This is a genomic window from Pantoea sp. PA1, assembly GCF_056856975.1.
On record NZ_JBXGEE010000007.1, the window covers coordinates 105,637 to 125,251 of the forward strand.

Annotated in this window: 17 protein-coding genes and 1 pseudogene; 7 read left to right on the forward strand and 11 right to left on the reverse strand. The window is 54.8% G+C overall.

Annotated elements, in window-relative coordinates; translation table 11 throughout:
• The first annotated feature begins 15 nt into the window (after positions 1-15).
• Together AC1V0D_RS20175 and AC1V0D_RS20180 are read left to right on the forward strand one after the other, a co-directional pair.
• Positions 16-1,476 carry an MFS transporter gene (locus AC1V0D_RS20175; protein ID WP_482907957.1) on the forward strand — a complete coding sequence of 487 codons (1,461 nt, stop codon included), beginning with the start codon at positions 16-18 and terminating at the stop codon, positions 1,474-1,476.
• A complete protein-coding gene (locus tag AC1V0D_RS20180) occupies positions 1,469-2,686 on the forward strand; it encodes an acyl-CoA dehydrogenase family protein (RefSeq protein WP_482907958.1) in 1,218 nt (405 codons plus the stop codon). Before AC1V0D_RS20175 ends, AC1V0D_RS20180 begins: the two co-directional genes overlap by 8 nt.
• Positions 2,687-2,721: 35 nt before the next feature.
• On the opposite strand, the gene AC1V0D_RS20185 is transcribed toward AC1V0D_RS20180, so the two are convergent.
• The 7 genes from AC1V0D_RS20185 to AC1V0D_RS20215 form a co-directional block, all read right to left on the reverse strand.
• Positions 2,722-3,372, reverse strand: coding sequence for a methionine ABC transporter permease (locus AC1V0D_RS20185; protein WP_482907959.1), 651 nt, complete (start codon positions 3,370-3,372; stop codon positions 2,722-2,724).
• On the reverse strand, positions 3,356-4,459 hold the full coding sequence (locus tag AC1V0D_RS20190) for a methionine ABC transporter ATP-binding protein (RefSeq protein ID WP_482907960.1): 1,104 nt from the start codon (positions 4,457-4,459) through the stop codon (positions 3,356-3,358). The genes AC1V0D_RS20185 and AC1V0D_RS20190 overlap by 17 nt, the downstream gene beginning before the upstream one ends.
• Before the next feature lie 2 nt (positions 4,460-4,461).
• A complete protein-coding gene (locus AC1V0D_RS20195; RefSeq protein ID WP_267372713.1) occupies positions 4,462-5,268 on the reverse strand; it encodes a MetQ/NlpA family ABC transporter substrate-binding protein in 807 nt (268 codons plus the stop codon).
• Between the two features lie 24 nt (positions 5,269-5,292).
• Positions 5,293-6,651 carry an LLM class flavin-dependent oxidoreductase gene (locus AC1V0D_RS20200; protein WP_482907961.1) on the reverse strand — a complete coding sequence of 453 codons (1,359 nt, stop codon included), beginning with the start codon at positions 6,649-6,651 and terminating at the stop codon, positions 5,293-5,295.
• Positions 6,648-7,838 (reverse strand): SfnB family sulfur acquisition oxidoreductase, encoded by a 1,191-nt coding sequence (locus AC1V0D_RS20205; protein ID WP_482907962.1) that lies wholly within the window; start codon positions 7,836-7,838, stop codon positions 6,648-6,650. The genes AC1V0D_RS20200 and AC1V0D_RS20205 overlap by 4 nt, the downstream gene beginning before the upstream one ends.
• Before the next feature lie 9 nt (positions 7,839-7,847).
• Positions 7,848-9,059 carry an SfnB family sulfur acquisition oxidoreductase gene (locus AC1V0D_RS20210; protein ID WP_265139320.1) on the reverse strand — a complete coding sequence of 404 codons (1,212 nt, stop codon included), beginning with the start codon at positions 9,057-9,059 and terminating at the stop codon, positions 7,848-7,850.
• A 269-nt stretch (positions 9,060-9,328) separates the two neighbouring features.
• A complete protein-coding gene (locus AC1V0D_RS20215; RefSeq protein ID WP_154929220.1) occupies positions 9,329-9,796 on the reverse strand; it encodes an SgcJ/EcaC family oxidoreductase in 468 nt (155 codons plus the stop codon).
• 840 nt (positions 9,797-10,636) lie between these two features.
• Here AC1V0D_RS20215 and AC1V0D_RS20220 point away from each other — a divergent pair.
• The gene (locus AC1V0D_RS20220) at positions 10,637-11,674 is read left to right on the forward strand and encodes a tyrosine-type recombinase/integrase (RefSeq protein WP_482907963.1); all 1,038 of its coding nucleotides are present in this window, start codon (positions 10,637-10,639) and stop codon (positions 11,672-11,674) included.
• A gap of 228 nt (positions 11,675-11,902) precedes the next feature.
• Here AC1V0D_RS20220 and feoB read toward each other — a convergent pair whose 3' ends face one another.
• The 3 genes and pseudogenes from feoB to AC1V0D_RS20235 all read right to left on the reverse strand — a co-directional run bounded on the left by feoB (position 11,903) and on the right by AC1V0D_RS20235 (position 15,211).
• Positions 11,903-14,227 carry a Fe(2+) transporter permease subunit FeoB gene (gene feoB, locus AC1V0D_RS20225; RefSeq protein ID WP_482907964.1) on the reverse strand — a complete coding sequence of 775 codons (2,325 nt, stop codon included), beginning with the start codon at positions 14,225-14,227 and terminating at the stop codon, positions 11,903-11,905.
• Positions 14,227-14,451 (reverse strand): FeoA domain-containing protein, encoded by a 225-nt coding sequence (locus tag AC1V0D_RS20230; protein ID WP_325937530.1) that lies wholly within the window; start codon positions 14,449-14,451, stop codon positions 14,227-14,229. The genes feoB and AC1V0D_RS20230 overlap by 1 nt, the downstream gene beginning before the upstream one ends.
• A 167-nt stretch (positions 14,452-14,618) precedes the next feature.
• Positions 14,619-15,211: pseudogene (locus tag AC1V0D_RS20235) on the reverse strand (Rpn family recombination-promoting nuclease/putative transposase).
• 356 nt (positions 15,212-15,567) lie between these two features.
• Between AC1V0D_RS20235 and AC1V0D_RS20240 the strand changes: the two are divergent.
• From AC1V0D_RS20240 to AC1V0D_RS20250, 3 genes are all read left to right on the forward strand, one after another.
• Positions 15,568-15,849, forward strand: a complete 282-nt coding sequence (locus tag AC1V0D_RS20240) for a hypothetical protein (RefSeq protein WP_154929224.1) — start codon at positions 15,568-15,570, stop codon at positions 15,847-15,849.
• A 906-nt stretch (positions 15,850-16,755) separates the two neighbouring features.
• Positions 16,756-16,992 carry a YgdI/YgdR family lipoprotein gene (locus tag AC1V0D_RS20245; RefSeq protein ID WP_009093133.1) on the forward strand — a complete coding sequence of 79 codons (237 nt, stop codon included), beginning with the start codon at positions 16,756-16,758 and terminating at the stop codon, positions 16,990-16,992.
• Between the two features lie 350 nt (positions 16,993-17,342).
• Positions 17,343-17,648 carry a hypothetical protein gene (locus AC1V0D_RS20250; protein ID WP_033736866.1) on the forward strand — a complete coding sequence of 102 codons (306 nt, stop codon included), beginning with the start codon at positions 17,343-17,345 and terminating at the stop codon, positions 17,646-17,648.
• A gap of 66 nt (positions 17,649-17,714) precedes the next feature.
• Here AC1V0D_RS20250 and AC1V0D_RS20255 read toward each other — a convergent pair whose 3' ends face one another.
• The gene (locus AC1V0D_RS20255; RefSeq protein ID WP_009093131.1) at positions 17,715-17,891 is read right to left on the reverse strand and encodes a DUF2256 domain-containing protein; all 177 of its coding nucleotides are present in this window, start codon (positions 17,889-17,891) and stop codon (positions 17,715-17,717) included.
• A 1,217-nt stretch (positions 17,892-19,108) separates the two neighbouring features.
• Here AC1V0D_RS20255 and AC1V0D_RS20260 point away from each other — a divergent pair.
• Positions 19,109-19,510, forward strand: coding sequence for an H-NS family histone-like protein (locus AC1V0D_RS20260; RefSeq protein WP_009093130.1), 402 nt, complete (start codon positions 19,109-19,111; stop codon positions 19,508-19,510).
• Positions 19,511-19,615: the final 105 nt, after the last annotated feature.

A 19,615-nucleotide genomic window follows, 5' to 3' on the forward strand; every position in this document is an offset into this window, starting at 1 on the left:
AATAACGAGGATACGATGAGTACACTGAATATTGACGACACCCTGACCATCCCGCCGCCCCACTCCACGCCGGTGCGTTCGGTGAGCGACGTGGCCCGGCTTATCAACAGTAAAAGTGAGAAAAACAGCTACGCCCGCTGGATCGTGTTTCTGGCGCTGGGCGGGGTGTTTCTTGATGCCTACGACCTGACGACGCTCTCTTACGGCATTGATGATGTCGTCAGGGAGTTCAGCCTGACGCCGGTGCTCACCGGGCTGGTGACCTCCTCCATCATGATCGGCACTATCGTGGGCAATCTGATCGGCGGCTGGCTGACTGATAAATATGGCCGCTACTCCGTATTTATGGCGGATATGCTCTTCTTTGTCGTCTCCGCCATCGCTGCGGGTCTGGCACCCAACGTCTGGGTGCTGATTGGTGCGCGCTTTCTGATGGGGATCGGCGTGGGGATCGATCTGCCGGTAGCCATGGCTTATCTGGCGGAGTTTTCTAAATTCTCCGGCAAAGGCAATAAAGCGTCGCGCCTCGCGGCCTGGTGCCCGATGTGGTATGCCGCCTCATCCGCCTGTTTCTTCATTATTTTTGCGCTCTATTTTCTGCTGCCTGCTGAACACATCGACTGGTTATGGCGCGCCTCGCTGCTGTTTGGTGCCGTACCGGCCCTGCTGATTATTGCGGTGCGCAGCAGATTCATGAACGAGTCTCCTCTCTGGGCGGCTAATCAGGGCGATCTGCGTGGTGCGGTGCGTATCCTGCGCGACTCTTACGGCATTGAGGCGCATGAAGTGCAACCCGAAAGTGGCGTTACCGTGAAGGCGGCGCCGAAAGTGAGTTTCCGGGTGCTGTTTCAGAAGCCTTATCTGGAGCGCACGCTGGTCAGTGGGGTGATGAACGTCTGTATCGCCTTTGAATACACCGCCATCGCCTTCTTCCTGCCGTCGATCCTTGCGCAGTTTCTGGGAGCGGGCGTCTTCGAAACCATCTCTGCCTCGCTGGGGCTGAATGCGCTGTTTGCCTTTACCGGCGGCCTGCTGGGCATGCGGCTGGCGTGGAAATTCCCCTCCCGTCATGTGGCGATTGCCGGCTTTGCGCTGCAGTTTATCGCGCTGATCTCGCTGGCACTGATTGGCCATCCGCAGGCGACGACGGGTGTGGTGGTGGCGGTGCTGATGCTCGGTCTCTGGCTGTTTGCTGAAGGTTTCGGGCCCGGTGCGCAGTTGATGATCTATCCGGCACTCTCCTACCCGACGCATATCCGGGCCACCGGCGTCGGCTTCAGCCGCTCGCTTTCCGGCATTGGCAGTGCGCTGGCGCTGTTTATTCTGCCCATTCTTCAGGCGCGCTACGGCACCAACATGTTCTGGATTGTCTCTCTCGCCGCCCTTATTCCGATTATTTTCCTGTTGATCGTCCAGTTTGAACCGACCCGACAGGACATTGATGAACAACCCGCCACAGGAGACGATCATGTCTGAACTCAACCCGACTGAATTTGCCGCGCTGCGTGACCATTTCAGACCGCTTTTTGCCCGTATTGCCAGCGAGGCGGCGGCACGGGAAACCGGACGCACGCTGCTGCATGAGCCGATCCGCTGGCTGAAAGAGGCCCGGTTCGGCACACTGCGAATCCCGAAAGAGGACGGCGGCTTTGGTGTTTCGCTGCCCCAGCTCTTTTCGTTACTGACTGACCTGGCCGAGGCAGATTCGAACCTGCCACAGGCGCTGCGCGCGCACTTTGCCTTTATCGAGGATCGCCTGAACCAGCCTGACAGCGACGCACGCCGTCGCTGGTTCCGGCGTTTCGTCGACGGTGAGCTGGTGGGCAGCGGCTGGAGCGAGGTCGGCGCGGTGAAGCTGGGTGAGGTGACCACGCAGGTTTCCCCCGCGCCGGCGGGATGGGTGATCAGCGGTGAAAAGTTTTACAGCACCGGAACCCTCTATGCCGACTGGATCGATGTCTATGCAAAGCGGACGGACAATGGCCGTGATGTGATTGCGCTGGTGAACACGCACCAGAACGGGGTGGAGCGCGATGACGACTGGGATGGTTTCGGGCAGCGGCTGACCGGCAGCGGCACCACCCGCTTTCATCAGGCCGGGGTTGAGCAGCCCCACGTTTATGATTTCAGCGAGCGCTTCCGCTATCAGACCGCTTTTTACCAGCATGTCCTGCTCGCGACGCTGGCGGGAATTGGCCGGGCGGTGGTGCGCGATGCGGCACAGGGGGTGGCGCAGCGTAAGCGGATTTACAGTCACGGCAACGCCCCTCAGGTGAGGCAGGATGTGCAGGTGCTGCAGGTGGTCGGACAGATCAGCAGCTGGGCCTGGGCCGCTGAAGCCGCCGTTGAGCGCGCGACCCACTCACTGCAGCGGGCGTTTGAATTACAGCTCAGTGGCGCGGATGCTACAGCGCTTCACGCGGCTAACGTGCTGGCAGAAGTGGAATCGGCTAAAGCGCAGACCGTAGCCACGGAGCTGGTGACGCGGGCCGCCACGGAGCTGTTTAATGCGCTTGGCGCGTCGGACACCCGCGTCAGCAAGGCACTGGACCGCCACTGGCGTAACGCCCGCACGGTCTCATCACACAATCCGGTGATCTACAAAATCCGCAATGTGGGTGACTGGGAAGTGAACGGCAGCGATCCGACGTTCATCTGGCAGATAGGCAACGGAGAAGGCGCGTGAGAACAGTAAGGCCGGGAGGTCCCGGCCTTAACCGCTCAGCGATGATTCAGACGACGCGACAGCCGGTCACCGCATACCTGAAGCAGCGTGACCAGTGTGACCAGCACCACAATGACCGTCACCATGACCTGCATGTCAAAGCGCTGGTAACCATAACGATAGGCCAGATCCCCTAATCCCCCGGCACCGATGGCACCCGCCATGGCTGAGGCGTTGATCATGGTGACCAGCGTAATGGTGAAACCGCTGACGATGCCAGGGCGCGCCTCCGGCAGCAGCACATGCCAGATAATGTGCCAGCGATGAAAACCCATCGCCTGCGCCGCTTCGGTCAGCCCTTTATCCACTTCCCGCAGGCTGACCTCCGCAATGCGGGCAAAGAACGGGGTTGCCGCCAGGGTCAGCGGCACAACGGCCGCCCAGACGCCGTAGGTCGTCCCGACGATCCAGCGGGTAAAGGGGATTAACGCCACCATCAGAATCAGAAAGGGTATGGAGCGGAAGAGATTCACTATCCAGCCCAGCACCCGATTGAGTGCCGGACTGGGAAAGAGATCGCCCCGTCCGCTGACCACCAGAATCACCGCCATCGGCAACCCCAGCGCCAGAGCCAGCGCAGAGGAGACGCCAACCATCAGCAGGGTGTCCAGTAACGCGGTCCACAAACGATCAATAGCCTGTGACATAACCCACTACCTCCAGTCGATCGGCAATGTGCGCCAGTTGAGCGGTGACGGATTGCGCCTCATGCTGTGCATCCAGCAGCACCAGCAGCTGCCCCACCGGTTTCTGTTCCACCCACTCAATCGCGCTGTGGATCAGCGTGATTTCCCCCGGCACCCGCGCGCCCAGCGCGCCGATGTCGGGCCGGGCACCCTGTCCGGTGTAGCGCAAACGCACTAACAGCCGCGCATCCTGATGCAGCCGGTGATCACTCAGGCGGGCGGCAACGGATTCGGGCAGCGTCTGATGACCGGGATTGAGCAGCTGACGCGTGCTTTCCTGCTGCGGGTCGCTATAGACCTGCCAGACCGGGCCGCGTTCGATGATTTCCCCCTGATCGATGACCGCCACGTTGTGGCAAAGGTCATGCACCACATCCATCTCGTGGGTGATCAGCACAATGGTGATATGACGCTGCTGATTAATCTTTTTCAGCAGCGCCAGAATCGCACGCGTGGTCTCGGGATCGAGTGCTGAGGTGGCTTCATCGCACAGCAGCAGTTCCGGGTCGTGCACCAGCGCACGGGCAATACCGACGCGCTGCTTCTGCCCCCCGGAGAGCTGTGCAGGCCAGGCGTGTTGCCGCGCTTCCAGCCCGACCAGCGCCAGCAGTTCATCCACCTTTCGCGCCCGCGCCGCCGCCGGCACGCCGGCGACCCTGAGCGGCAGCTCAATATTCTGTCTGACGGTTTTGGCGGAGAGCAGATTGAAGTGCTGAAAGATCATGCCCGTGCTGCGCCGCCATTCGACCAGCTGCCGCGCGCCCAGCGCGCTGATGTCGGTGCCGTCGATGACGATGCGTCCACCGGTGGGATCTTCCAGGCGATTCAGGCAGCGGATAAGCGTGGATTTACCTGCGCCGCTGCGGCCGATGATGCCGAAAATCTCACCGCGCTGGATCTCCAGATTAATGTGATGCAGCGCATCGGCCGTCTGACCGGAATAGCGTTTACTGACCGCTTCCAGCCTGACGTGAGCAGCAGCGGGGGCGCGGATTGCGGCGGCGGCATGGGGCAACGCCGTCGCGTCAGGAATGATCAGGCTGACCATCGTTACTGACTCCAGCCCGGCTGATAGAGTTTGCCGTAGAAGCTGTCGAGGCTGGCGCGTACCACTGGCGAATGCTGATAGATATCGACAAATTTTGCCAGGCGCGGATCGTCCTGGTGCCCCTCCCGAATCACAAACTGAATAACATATTCCGGATGTTCCAGCCCGTCGAACAGCAGCGCGTGATTCGGATCGATGGTTTTCGCCAGACGCAGATAGTGCGGATACCCCTGCGCCAGGTCGACCTCTTCCAGCGACCGTGAGAGCTGTACCGCTTCAACCTCAATGATTTTCAGCTTCTTAGGATTGCTGACGATATCATCGACCGTGGATTTCAGTCCGGCGCCCGGTTTAAGGGTAATCAGCCCCGCCTTCTGCAGCAGGAGTAATCCACGCGCGCCGTTGATTGGATCGTTGGCGATGGCGACGGTGCCCCCTTCCGGCACCTGGTCAATGGCGTTGTGCTTTTTAGAGTAAAGCCCGATATTGTTGATGATAGCAGGCGCATAAGCGACCAGATGGAACCCTCCTGACTGATTAGCGTTCTCCAGAAAAGGCTTATGCTGGAACAGGTTAACGTCGATATCGCCATTCTCCACGCTGACGTTGGGCGCAGTCCAGTCGGTAAATTCAACAAGTTCAACCGCCAGTCCCTGCTTTTTCGCTTCCGCCACTGCCGTCTCCAGCGGCGGGGCAAAAGCCGCGGTTGTGCCCACTTTGAGCGGACCGGAATAGTCCGCAGCGGCGACGGCAGAGAGTGTCAGCAGCAAGCCGCCCAGCGTGGCGCGTAATCTGTTTGTACGTGTCATGATGATTCCTTGAGGTTAAGCGGATCAACGACGGCTGGTGGCATGACGCCACTGCGCCGCCGGGTGGCGATCGGGCAGGCGATCCTGCTGAAAGAGTTTGTTGCGCAGTGATCCGGGCTGATAAGCCGTTTTGTAGCGACCGCGCTGTTGTAATTCCGGCACGACTAACTCGATAAAATCACGGTAACTTTGCGGGTTAAGAATGCGGGTCAGGTTGAAGCCGTCGATATCTCCCTCATCCATCCACTGCAGCAGCGCCTCCGCAACCTGCGCGGGATTGCCGATAATCAGGGGATAACGACTGCCCATGGCGTGCTGCTCCAGCAGGCGACGGCGGGTCCAGCCGCTGTACGCCTGACTGACCGACTCTATTGCGCGAGTTTCACCGCTGATGATGGGCTCATCGGGACCGAAAGCTGCCAGATCGAGGCCAATCGAGCTGGAAAAATGGGCGATACCCGCCTCCGGGCTGGCATATTCGAGATAGCTGCGGTGCTTCTCCTGCGCTTCCCGCTCGGTCGGAGCCACAATCACACCGACTCCCATGAAAATACGCAGGTCCTCTGCACGACGGCCCGCTGCGGTCGCCGCTTCACGCAGCCGCTGCGTCTGCTGACGCATTGCCGCGGGTGTCGCGGCATTGACGAAGGTGCACTCGGCATGACGCGCCGCAAACTGAATACCCCGGGCAGAGGTGCCGGCCTGGAACAGCAGCGGCGTGCGCTGAGGTGACGGACTGCTGAGGTGATATCCCTCGACCTGATAAAATTCCCCCTGATGTCTGATCGGATGAATTTTGCTGGCATCGGCATAAAGACGACGCTGGCGGTCGACGACGAGGGCATCATCCTGCCAGCTGCCTTCCCAGAGCTGATAGCTGATGTCGAGAAACTCATCCGCCTGAGCGTAACGCTGGTCATGCGCCAGCAGCTGTTTGTTACCCATCGCCCGTGCGGCACTGTCCAGGTAGCCGGTGACGATGTTCCAGCCAATCCGCCCCTGCGTAAGGTGGTCGAGCGTCGAGAGACGACGGGCAAAGGGAAACGGTGCTTCATAGCTGAGGTTGGCGGTCACCGCAAAACCGAGATGCTGTGTGACGCCCGCCATGGCTGAAACCAGCATCAGCGGATCGTTGACCGGCAGCTGAATCGACTCGCTCGCCGTCAGCCCGATACCCTGCTGATAAACGTCATAGACGCCCAGGATATCCGCGATAAACAGTCCGTCGAACAGCCCGCGCTCCAGCAGGCGTGCCAGATCGGTCCAGTAACTCAGGCTATTGAATTCGGTGGAGTGATCCTGAGGATGTGTCCACATGCCGTGATGAATGTGCCCGACACAATTCATGTTGAAGGCGTTGAGCAGAACCTGTTTCTGACTCATAGCGTACCCCGGCGCGGTGGCAGTACGCCATTGAGCAGGAAGTTGCCTATAGCGGGATATTTCCAGCGCACCGGATCGTGCAGGGTGTGAGTCCGCGCATTGCGCCAGTGGCGGTCGAGATGATATTCACGCAGGCTGGCTCGTGTGCCGCCGAGTTCAAACAGCAGGTTAGCGGCCTCCAGTGCCACCTCTGTGGTCCAGGCGCGTGCCTTCGCCACCTCTATTGAAGCCTGCGCCACCGTATCAGCATCAGGCTGTTGTTGCGCAACGTCGATGGCTGCACCCGCCTCCGCGATGAGCGCTTCGCCGGCCCGCAACCGTGCCGCCAGACGCCCGGTGCGATCGAGCGTTAAGGGGTCCTCACAGGCGCGGGTCACGCCGCTGTCTGGCCACGGCCGGGCACGCTGACGCAGAAAGTCGAGCATGTCATAAAACGCCGCCTGAGCGATGCCCTGATCGATCGCGGCATGCAGGATCTGTGCAAAAGGGCCCAGCGAGGTCGGCCGCTCAAATGCGGTCTGAAACGGCACCACATCGTCTGCCTCTACCCTGACGTTCTCAAACAGGACGCTGCCGCTGCCGGTGGTGCGCTGGCCGAAGCCACTCCAGTCATCAATAACCGTCACGCCTGCCTGATGTCGGGGCACAAATACCAGCTGCTCTTTCTCGTCTTCGTCGCGCGCCGCCGTGGGAATGCGATCGGCAAACAGCGCACCGGTGGCGTAAAATTTAGTGCCGTTAAGGACATTATCGCGGATCTGTGTGGTGCGCTGATGTGCCGCGCGGGAGGCAAATTCCGCCAGTGCATTTCCCAGATGGACGCCAGCCAGTACCTCGCCATAAAAGCGTTGCTTTTGTGATTCACTGCCGTTGAGGCGCAGGACTTCCAGTGCATAGAAGTGATTCTGCGGAACCTGCCCTATCGCCGCATCGGCCTCACTGAGCAGGGTGATAACAGAGGCGAGCGTGGCGGTTGAAACTGCAATGCCGCCATACGCCTTTGGTACGGTGATCGCCCCCAGGCCTGACTGAAACAGTCTCTGCAAGGGGGCATAGGGCAGTTCACGTTCGCGATCCCGCTCGGCGGCACCCGCACGGAACGCCTGCGCCAGTTGCGCGGCCACGTCCAGCGCCTGTTGCTCACTGCGGAGGCGGTCGGCGGGCTGTTTCGGCTGAACCTGACTCATTCTTTCTCCTTAAATCCACGCATGGCGCGCAGGGTAGATCGCATTGAGGTAGTAATTGCCAATGGCGTGGGTTTTCCAGCGCACCGGGTCATGCAGCGTGTGGGTGCGGGCATTGCGCCAGTGGCGGTCGAGTCCATGCTGCAGCAGCGTCGCGCGGCTTCCACCCCATTCCAGCAGCTTTTCGCTGGCACGCAGCGCGATATCGGTGGTCAGCACCTTGGCTTCCGCCACGGCAATTGAGGCGGCGGCGCTGTTTTCCGCCGTCAGAGGCTGCGAGGCCAGCGAATCAAGGACCCGGGCCGCCCGTCGCAGCAGGGCATTCGCGGCACTCAGTTCGGTACTGATGCGCCCGATGTCAGCCAGGATATAGGGGTCATCAGCGTTGCGAGCGACGCCTGCATCCACCCAGGGACGTGAGTGATGGCGGACAAACTCCAGCGCATCGTCCAGCGCGCCCTGCGCGATACCGGCATCAATCGCTGCCTGAATCAGCTGTGACACCGCACCTCGCAGGGTCGGTTTGTCTGACGATGGCAGGGGAATGATTGCGTCAGGCCCGACGATGACCCGATCAAGCCTTACCGTTCCGCTGGCGGTGGTACGCTGACCCATCCCTGACCAGTCATCCACGATCTCCACCCCTTCGGCAGGCAGCGGGATAAAAGCCATGGCCGGCTTGTCGTCCTCCTGCAGTGCGGTCGTGACCAGGATATCCGCGAACAATGCGCCGGTTGAGTAGAACTTCTCCCCGCTCAGACGCGATGTCTGACCCTCACGCACCAGTCGGGCCTGGATGTCGCGCGTATGTCGGGTGTTCTTTTCAGGGCCACCATTGCCCAGTCGCTTGCCACTGACCACCGCCTGCAGCCATTTTTCCTGCTGTGACGGTTCGCCTTCGCCAAGAATGAACTGGATCAGGCCAAAGTGATTCTGCGGGATCTGGCCCAGGGAGGGATCGCTGGCCGAGATGATGCGAAATATCTCCGCCACGGTCCCGAAATCCAGCCCGCCACCGCCAAAGCGGCGCGGCACGCTGATGCTGCCCAGTCCAAGCCGGGTAAACTGACTGAGCAGTTCACGGGGATAGAGCCGCTGCTGATCCCGGGCAACAGCACCCGGTTTCGCCTGTTCAGCCAGCGCATGTGCGGCCTGAATGGCCTGTTTTCGACAGGTTATGACAGCCGCCTGAAAGGTTTCGGGTGGATCGGAAATAAGATTCATGGCGCTTCCGGTAAAAGAGCGAGACTTCAAATCAGGCAGGCTGATATTGAGTGCATCACATTAATAAACGTTGAAAGCGATAATAGGCAGCTGGTCAGAACGAAGTAAATAGCACGGTTATTACAATATACGCAAAGCTAATTCATATTACAGCTTTGCATTTTAAATGCATATATGGCTGGTTCTGCAGAAGTGAAACTGTCGGTTTATATAAAATTAAAACCAGCTTCAGAGGCTGGTTTTAATTTCAGGGTGACGATGCGCAGGGATTATTTGCTTGCCGACTCCGGCATGGCCGAGGAGTGATGGGTCGAAATTTTCCAGCCTTTTCCATCCCAGACGTAGGTAAAGGTATAGCGCGCGGTTACCTGCGTGTTATCTTTAAATGTAAAGGTATAGACGCCGGCATCAATCGCTTTATTACAGCCGGTTCTGATGGTGCGGGAGTCAATTTTACCGCGCGGCCCTTTTTTCAGAAAGTCTTTGAAATAATCAATCCGTTCCTGATCGGTGAGTCTGACCTGATTGGAGATGGTGGGCAGTAATACTGCATCACTGACATAGAGTTGCGAAACTTTAGTCGCATCGCCGGTTGCCAGCGTGTCATTCCACTTGTCGAACAGGCTGGCGACATCCTGTTCAGAGGCTTTAATGCAGGTTTCCGGCTGCTGTGCCAGCGTAATGGCGGGCGCACAAAGCAGACCTGTCAGGCATAATGATAATAATGTTTTTTTCATGAAATAGTCTCCATTAACTCATCCTGGCTTAGGGTGGCCCCCTCTCTGATCTCTGAGAAAACACCGGTAAATACGGGTTAAAATAAGGAATCGTGAATCTGAAATGTAAAGGATGTAATTAGTTTCTGATGCCGTAATGAATAAAAAGCAGCCGGATTTAGTTATTCTTTTGTTAAGCCTGTCTGTCAGTGCTCTGCTATTATGACGTAACGATACCTTACGCCCTGCTCTGCATGGAACTTAAATCTCTGATATGCGATTATTTAGATTTATATACTGATTTCATATTCTCCTCATCGGATTGTTAACGGCGTTAAAGCGCATTTTTCAGGAGTAAAGCAGGGGGCGCAGATAACGTGTCCGCAGCGTTTCGGGTGATATTTAAAGCGGAGGGAAATATAGCGTTGCAGTTTTTTAATCAGCGCCAGATGGCTAATTACTTCACGACCGGACATTGATGGTTCTGAGTTAAACATAAACCATCAGCTTCGCTGCCTTCCCGCTTAAATTCGGATAAACCTCTGGCGCGATTTCTGAATTTCATTCCTGATCCTCTTTCCTGTCACTTTCCATCCGGTGTCGGTATCTTCGCGAACGTTAGCGGATGCCTTGCGGCCGTCGTTGCCTCATGATGAAAAAGTGGGTCATCTGTCTGGCTTCGTATAATTATTCTTATACGAAGTCATGACAGTATGGATGCGCCGGGTTATGATGACAGACAGTCAAAACCACTTTATAAAATGGCAGCGCTACGCAAATTCTGGCCGGTTCACCCCCTGCTTTTTTCTCAGAATTCACGTAGCGCGATCAACGCCGTTTTCGGTCAATCAGTGAGCAAAAATGACAGAGTTAGTGCCGTTAACTGAACTGCAGATGAACCGGAGCGGGGATATCGCTGAACGCCTCAGACAATTTGTGCAGGACAAAGAGGCCTTTTCGCCTAACACGTGGCGACAGCTTCTGAGCGTGATGCGGATCTGCAATCAGTGGTCGGAAGAAAATCAGCGCAGCTTCCTGCCGATGAGCGCTGACGATTTGCGCGACTATCTTACTTTCCTGGCTGAAAGCGGGCGGGCTTCCTCCACCGTCACGTCACATGCGGCTCTGATTTCGATGTTACACCGTAACGCAGGTCTGCCCGTGCCCAACACCTCGCCGCAGGTTTTTCGTGCGATGAAGAAAATAAACAGGGTGGCGGTGATGAGTGGCGAGCGGGCGGGACAGGCTGTGCCCTTCAGGCTGAGCGATCTGCTGGCGCTGGACAGGCAGTGGTCAGGTGCTGACAGCCTCCAGGCGCGACGCGATCTGGCCTTTCTGCACGTTGCATACGCAACGCTGCTGCGTATCAGTGAACTGTCGCGGTTACGGGTGCGCGATGTGATGCGTGCCGGTGATGGACGTATCATTCTGGACGTGGCCTGGACCAAAACCGTTGTACAGACCGGTGGATTAATTAAAGCCCTCAGTACGCATTCCACCCAGCGGCTGGAAGAGTGGCTGAATGCGTCCGGGCTTTCCGGCCAGCCCGATGCCTATCTGTTTACCGCCGTTCACCGCTCGGGACGTTCCCTCCCAGCCGAAAAACCTATGAGCACCCGGGCTCTGGAGCAGATTTTCGAACGCGCCTGGCGCTGCGTCGGAAAAACCGGAGGCGTGAAAGCCAATAAAAATCGCTATACCGGCTGGAGTGGCCACAGTGCAAGGGTCGGCGCCGCACAGGATATGGCAGACAAAGGCTACCCCATAGCCAGAATCATGCAGGAAGGCACCTGGAAAAAGCCGGAGACGCTGATGCGCTATATCCGTCATGTCGAAGCCCATAAAGGGGCCATGGTGGAGTTTATGGAACAGCATGCTGACGGCGCGTTGCCTGATTAACGCTGACATAAAAACGCGCTCAGCGTCTTCGGCGGATGAAGTTATCCACAGAAAAAGTGGACAGCCTGTGAGTAAACCGGTACGGGACAGCACTTTTCGGGCTTTATTCCTGAACCATCTCACTGATTAACAGGCGGTTTCGCCGTTTCCTGACGCGTCGCCGCCATTATATTCAGATCTCCGGCCTTGCCCCTGGTCATTAACTGACGCTATCTCCGGTTGATCGGGTCAGGCATATCCGCCCTGCTTATCACAATTGCCGTGGCAGCCCTGACAGCGTCTTTTCTCCTCCCTGAACATGATGGGGATGTTCTGCACACGGTTCCCTGCTTTGCGCAGTGCCAGCAGAATGATGACATTCAGCACCACGACACATAAGATGCAGATCGCGCTGAATGCGGGATGACGGGCAAACGTGACCGCCTGATAAAAGAGCGTTGCCGTGGTGTAGGCGATGTTCAGTCCCCAGAAAAAGGAGAACATCATCCATTTTTTGCCTGCTTCGCGTGCAATCGCCCCCATGACGGAAACGCAGGGGACGTAAAGCAGTACAAAGATCAAATAGCTATAGGCGGCAAAGCCGCTGCCAAATTTATCCGACATCACATTCATCGGGCCGGAGGCCATCTCGCCATCACCTTTACTGGCTTCAATGGGATGCGCCAGTGCATCAATCCTGAACGCAGCCGCTAAACCAGCCCAGGTGTCAGTCAGCGCCTCTCTTAACTCTCCTCCCAGGTCAAAAGCCTGCGGATCGAACGGGCTGCTCTGAATCGCCTCGGTGGTGTAAAGACTGTTGAGTGTTCCCACTACCACCTCTTTCGCCATAATACCGCTCACCAATCCGACGGTGGCCTGCCAGTTATCCTGTGTGACACCCATCGGCAGCAGCGCCGGCGTAATCGCTTTACTGGTCGCAGCCAGTGCGGAGTGGTTAATGTCATTCACCAGCTGGCCATTGAATGCAAAACTGCTCAGTACACCAATCAGCATGCTCACCAGGATGATGACCTGCCCGGCCCGCACCACAAACATTTTCAGCCGTTGCCACGTCTGCAGCAGCAGACTTTTGAGATGGGGCCGGTGATAGACCGGCAGCTCCATGATAAACGGTGAGGCTTCACCTCCCAGCAGGGTATGCTTGAGTACCAGCCCGGTCACGACCGCGACGACAATACCCAGCAGATAGAGGGAGAAAACCAGGCTGGAGCTGTGCGCATGAAAAAATGCCGCAGCGAAAACCGCAAAGATTGCCAGCCGCGCACCGCATGACATAAAGGGTGCAATCAGCACGGTCAGCAGACGCTCACGCGGCGTGTCCAGCGTGCGTGTCCCCATCACTGACGGCACGTTACAGCCAAAGCCAACAATCAGCGGCACAAATGATTTGCCCGGCAGGCCCAGTGACTGCATCAACCGATCCATCACAAAGGCGGCGCGAGCCATGTAGCCCGAGTCTTCCAGAAAAGCGAGAAACAGGAACATCAGGCCAATCTGCGGAATAATCGGCAGCACGGTGTTGATGCCAGCCCCGATCCCCTGCGCCAGAAACACCGTCAGCCAGGCCGGGAAGTGACAGACCGCACCCAGCCATTGTGCACCATGAATGAATATTGCCACCGAACTGCTGTCGAAAAGCGGCTGCAGGGCGGCGCCGATATTGATGGAGAGTACGAACATCACATACATCACCGCCAGAAATATCGGAATGCCCAGCCAGCGGTTCAGCACAACCTGATCAATCCGGCTGGTCAGATTCGCGGGCGCAGCCTGATCGCTATGACTGACGGCCGCACAGATTGCATTAATGGCGCGATAACGATAGTCGGCAATCTGTACGCCCGCCTCTTCACCCACCTGCTGCGTGATTTCTGGTAAGTGGGCTTCCAGTTCCGGACAAAGCTTCAGGCTGTTGATATCACCCTCCAGCAACTGTAAGGCCAGCCAGCGGCGTTTCTGTGGCGCTGTTGTGGCGGACATCTGCTGACATAGCTGCCCGATGGCCGATTCAATTGCTGCCGGGTAGCACACCTGCTCCGGTGCGCGATAAACCTGCGGTTCATCGATTAACGCTTTAAGCTGTGCAATGCCGTCACCCCGGGTTGAGGTCAGTGAAACGACCGGACAGCCCAGGCGGGCCGACAGCGCCCCGGTATCGATAGTGATATTCTGGCTGGCAGCGATATCCTGCATATTGAGGGCAATAATGCAGGGTAGCCCGAGTTCCAGCAGCTGAAGCGTCAGGAACAGATTGCTTTCAAGACGGGAGGCATCCACGACGTTGATTACGACATCGGCATGTTCCTGATAAAGGTACTGGCAGGCGATGCTCTCATCGATGGAGCTTTCAGCGGACAGCGTTGTCAGCGAGCGGGTTCCCGGTAAATCGACGAGCCGGATATCTGACTGAGCGGTGAAAAACTGTCCCTCTTTACGCTCGACTGTGACGCCCGCCCAGTTCCCCACCCGCTGGCGGGCGCCGGTGAGCTGATTAAACAGCGTTGTTTTACCGGTGTTAGGATTACCAATCAGCCCGATGGTTATCTTTTTCATCAGACGATCTCCTCCAGAATAATTGCGTCCAGGTCACCCTGCCGCACCGCCAGAGTGACACGACGGGTTGAGATCTGTACCGGGTCACCCAGGGGGGCGACACGAATAATTTCAATCACTGCGCCCGGCAGCATGCCCATCGTCAGTAATTTCTGACGCCAGGTAGAATTGACCGAGGGCTGATAGCCCACTATCCGGTAGGAGCAGCCTGCGTTAATTGCCATACCCTGTTCTGCCTCTGAGTAAGAAGCATTTATTCTACAAATGATAAGCGTTTCGATTTTTGATCTGGCATCGGACAGGCAGGGGAAAATGGCCGTCAGGGTCAACGGCAGTTCAACAGGCTGTAAAAGGGATAATTCAGCGGGATTAACAGGACGGTGAGGCGAACTCAGTGGCGGATTTGTGACAGTTCCTCATCGGTCAGACCGGTCATCTTCATAACGGTATCGCGGTCGAGGCCATTCTGCAGCATCGTCCGCGCGATTTTCAGGGTTGCGTCGCGTTCACCTTCAGAATGGCCCTTCTCTCTGCCGATCTGAATCCCTTCCTCAATGCCTTTTTGCTCAAGTTGTTGTGCGATGGTCATGAGTGCGTCTCCGTGTTGCGGCACACGCTGTGCCAGTTCGCGAACAAAGGATTGGGCGTCGGATGTTTCGCCTCCAGATGACGCTGCATGGCCGCCACCGCATAGCGCATCAGACGGAAGGCCATATGTTTGTCGGGCGTAGACTGATGCTCAATCAGAACATGAATGTAACCGTCGCCAGCGCGTGTTTTAAGGCTGTAAAGCACGTCGCTGAAATATTGGCGAAGGTCATCCTCGACAAACGAACCAGATTCCAGCGTGAGTGTGCTGAGATCGCATATTTCACGAAGCTCTGCCGGAAGATGAATTTCCATAAAATCACGGGCAACATCTGGCTGGGTCAGAAATTGACGGAACATAGCGTCATGAGGTGTAGGGGTATAGTTTGTCTTCATCTGCCCTGACTCCGAAAAAGGGACATGTTCACTACCAGAGGCGCAAGAGCAACGATGAAGAGTTACAACAGGCGTTATTTAAACCCAAGGCACACGGCTCAAAACGTCATGCTCTTCTTACTCACATTCTGTTTACCTTTTTAACTTGCAATAAAACCAAGTTCACTTTTTTAAGGGGATATCGTGTGCCTGCAAAAATGTCAATCGAAGCAGTTCGATTAGCTATTTTCTTTGAAAAAATTTAATCGTTATTCTGGCCTGATAATCTGCTGGACCAGCAGCGTGAAAAAAGACTTTTTTGATAAAATGACGCCGCAATACCTATTTAATGTATCTTAAATGTAAAGGGGGTTAATATGCGCTTATTAAATATATCAGAAGCGAAAAGCGTCAGCGGTGCTGATATCGGCTACGCAGAGTTACTTGGGATGTGGAATGACGCTGGCCTGAATTCAGATTGCTGCTTCAATTATAATCGTACCGCTAAAAGTATTAATGCTATCGGTCTGGCCAGCGCGACTGAATACAAAAGCTGGAACAATTCGTCTATGGGGGAAGCCGGATGGATGCTCAACGAGGCGGGCGAGAAAGTGACCTGGTTCAATAACGGTCTTTTTATTGCTTTTCAGGTCAGTTGATTCGGCCTGCGCAGTGGGCGAATCAACTGACCGCGTGATACCGGAAAAGGTTTCTGACGCCTCAGGAACCTTTTATTTAAGTTAAGCAGTGGCTTTACTGATCTGCCGCTATATCTGATCTGACATCCATCTGCGGATTTAGTTACATCATACATATACTACAGAAACAACTGTTACGGCCCTCCGGGCCGTGCGGGGCGGCTTGTCAAAGGGCACTCGGAGTTTCAGAACAGCTCGATGATAATTGCCAGAGAGGGGCAGCGGGGCGCAGGCTCGCTCGGATAATACTGCCAGCTCTTATTGGTTGTTGTAACTAATATAAAGATTGATGACAAATAATCTGCTCTTTCTTTTCCGCCTGCACATTATGGCGCAGACTGTCGTGGCTTTCATTATCCGGTATAAGTGCCAGGATGCTGTTATGGATGCTATATCCTGCTCTCTGAATTGTCTTTGAAAACGTAATTCCTCGCGGGCTGTCAAGCAAGTAACATCATTCAATTCGTCCTGATCCGGCAAACACCCTCCCCTGGCGTCGGCTATAACGCCTGAATGACTCAGCGATTTATGTAAAGAAGAGCCACTCAGATGAGTGGCAAATATAGGGTTAATTTGAAATCCAATAGTAACCTGTAATTACATTGAGGCTTTATCCCGATGCGACATCTTTGCATATCGCCAAACATGAGCGTGTGTGCTCTTTGGCGTCATTGTTCTGCCAGAAGCTAAAGCGGCTTTTAGTGGCTGGATAAGGCTGCCGTTAAGAGAGGGGGCTCAGCTTGTTATAAATGATCCAGATCAATTTAATTCACGTAAATTTTTTGAACGCCCTACCGTTATCACGTCGTTTAAGAATGCGAAAACATAATACGGCATCGTCTTAAACAGCAATATACGGGAACGGTTATGAAATCCTCAGCCTTTATCCACAGAAGTGCCATTATCCTTGCCATGATGCTCTCAGCCATGTCACTGGCTGCCTGCTCCGGGAGTTACATCATCTCAACCACGGATGGTCACATGATTACCACCAAAGGCAAGCCGGCTAAAGACAAAGAGACCGGCATGATTGCCTATAAAGATACAGATGGAAATATGCATCAGCTCCAGCAGCATGATGTTAAGGAAATTGTACAAAAATAGGCCTTTTCTGCACTGAGCAGAGTTACCTCATCCTCTGACTTCACGGAAAACAGGTTCGATGGAATGTCGTTTGAGCGGTCCTGGCTTAGCACTGTGTACCTCTTCCTCTGCAATGGCGACAGGCCTCAACGCAGAACAGGGTAAACACTTCACCACCCTTGAGGCAGAGGGTCACTCCTCCAGCAGTATCTATCCGGACAGTCAGTGGATAAAAAGACGATAGATGATGTTGAGGTTGCTCAGGCAGGAACGGGATATAGCCTGGAGACTGGGCCAGTAATTATAGCCGCCGGCGTTAAAACCACGTATGTCGTTAGCGGTATGACTTTTTAATAATCGCTGAGAAACAGATGATGAAACCTTTCCTGTTACTTTTCTTCACTCTCTGTCTGACCGGATGCGTTCAGTACAAATGGGTTAAACCTGATGCCTCTGAGCAGCAGGAGATGATGGCAGAAACCGCGTGTCAGGCTCAGGCGCTGCGTGAGTTGCCGCCTGATAACATTGTCAGTGGCAAATACACATCTCACGACGACAAGCATAAAACAACGGATACCGACTACTCCACCAGTGACGCCAACGAAAGTCAGCGCGAAATCCTGGTGAAAGATTGTATGTTCAGACAGGGCTGGCAACAGATTGAGGTTCAGCAGTGATGATCTGATGACAGGCGTGGCCGGGAGAACGCCTTCTGGCCCGTTCTGTTTCACCGTTATAACGTTTTACAGAGGATCGTTCTCTGTTTGATCCCTGCGCTGTGCATGCGCCGCGCGTCGGCAGCGTTCAGAACAATATTTCACTTCCTCCCAGCATCTTTCCCATTTTTTCCGCCAGCTCATCGGTTTTTTGCACATTTGACAGTAACGAACCGGTAATGACTTTTTATTCCCCTTAAACACGTTACTCCCCCGCCTAATCAATCCTGACGCTGCTGTTAACCCCTCTGTTCTCTGAGTGTAGCTCAACCCGACAGCGCAACGTTTTCCGGATAACCTGATCCATGATGTCATCGTCAGACTCAGAACGGTCTCAGCTGTTTATCACCGTGTAAAATCTGACCATATTATCTGGCGAGACGGGCATATCAAAGCCTGACCCGGTATCGACATCTGTACGCTGGCAGTTATATACAGCGTTAAACTGTACGCTTCTTAAAGGCAAATTAATTACATCAGGCAACCATCGGACTCTGTTAATGCCCGCTAAGGTTAGCGGATAGTCAGAGGCGCTATTTTGCAGGGTGTCATGCAACAGGCTGTCGATACCTGTGCGCTTTGCAATGTTTTTACGATGCTGATCATAAGTTCCTCACCCACCTCAGACAGCAATGATGTGCCACGTTTAATGCATCCTGTGCAATAATACCGTCAGATAATATTACGTACGATGACATTAGCGCCCCCTGATGCACTTAGTTGTCCAGTCTGTGCCTGTACGCAGAGTAATTAGAACCGTAAATACTCTCTGAAGAACGGATTAGCGTCGCATGATTCCGCTTAAGTTATGTCCATCGGTTTAAGCACGTATTCGCGTAACGTATTAAAGCCAAACGGCACGACGTTTAGTAAACTATCCGCATCCTGATTATGTTAACAGCGCCAGGACAATCCAAATAAAAAATCAATAAAATACAGTGCGTTACAAATAATTCCGGGCTAACCAGTCGGCCTGGAATTAACCGCTCTGGCGTTATTTAATAAGGGTTTTCACAGCTTATCCCTTCCTGACAGGATAAGCATTCGCCGTTTATCTGACGCCCGGTGTAAATAATTTTATCTTTTTCTGCTCATGAACCTAATCTGAGAGCACACGGCTTCGCTTGAAAAATGGCGAACAAGTCTGGTAACAGACTGAATTATCCGATGAGGGCTGACAGGTTTTTTTTGACAGCGTACGTGAGAAAAGGGTAAAAATGCATAAATTTACTTTTGTTTAACGCTGATGCGCTAAATAGAGTTTCAACTCTCTCAGAAAGCGATTAATATGGCTGTGTTGAACTCCAGGTTCTGTATTTGATTCTTCGAAGGCAAGCATCCTAAAAAAGCAGGTCTGACGAAAAGCATCAGCGTGAACCCGCTCTGTATTTTATTATCTGAACATGACTATGGTGACTTTGATGAGTGACACTCTCAATAGCTTGAATAATATCCGTACCCTTCGCGCTAACGCTCGCGAACTTGATCTTGCTGCTTTAGAAGAAATGCTGGAAAAACTCTCCGTTGTCGTTAGCGAGCGTCGTGAAGAAGCGCAGGCTTCAGAAGCGGCTAATCGTGAAAAAGCAGAAAAACTGGCAAAATACCGCGAATTACTGCTGCAGGAAGGTATCGATCCTAACGAGCTGTTAAATGGTATGCAGACTGCGCCGACAGAGAAGAAAAAGCGTGCGCCCCGCCCTGCCAAATATCAGTACACCGATGAAAATGGCGAAGTTAAGCAGTGGACCGGTCAGGGCCGTACCCCTTCTGCGATTAAAGCTGCCATTGATGAAGGTAAATCGCTGGACGATTTCCTGATTTAATCCGGCAGGCGTTTATCAAAACCCGCCCGGCGTTGCCCGGCGGGTTTTCTGCATTCTGTTGTTTAGCGAAACGCGATGAAACTAACCCCGTCGTGCATGTCTGTC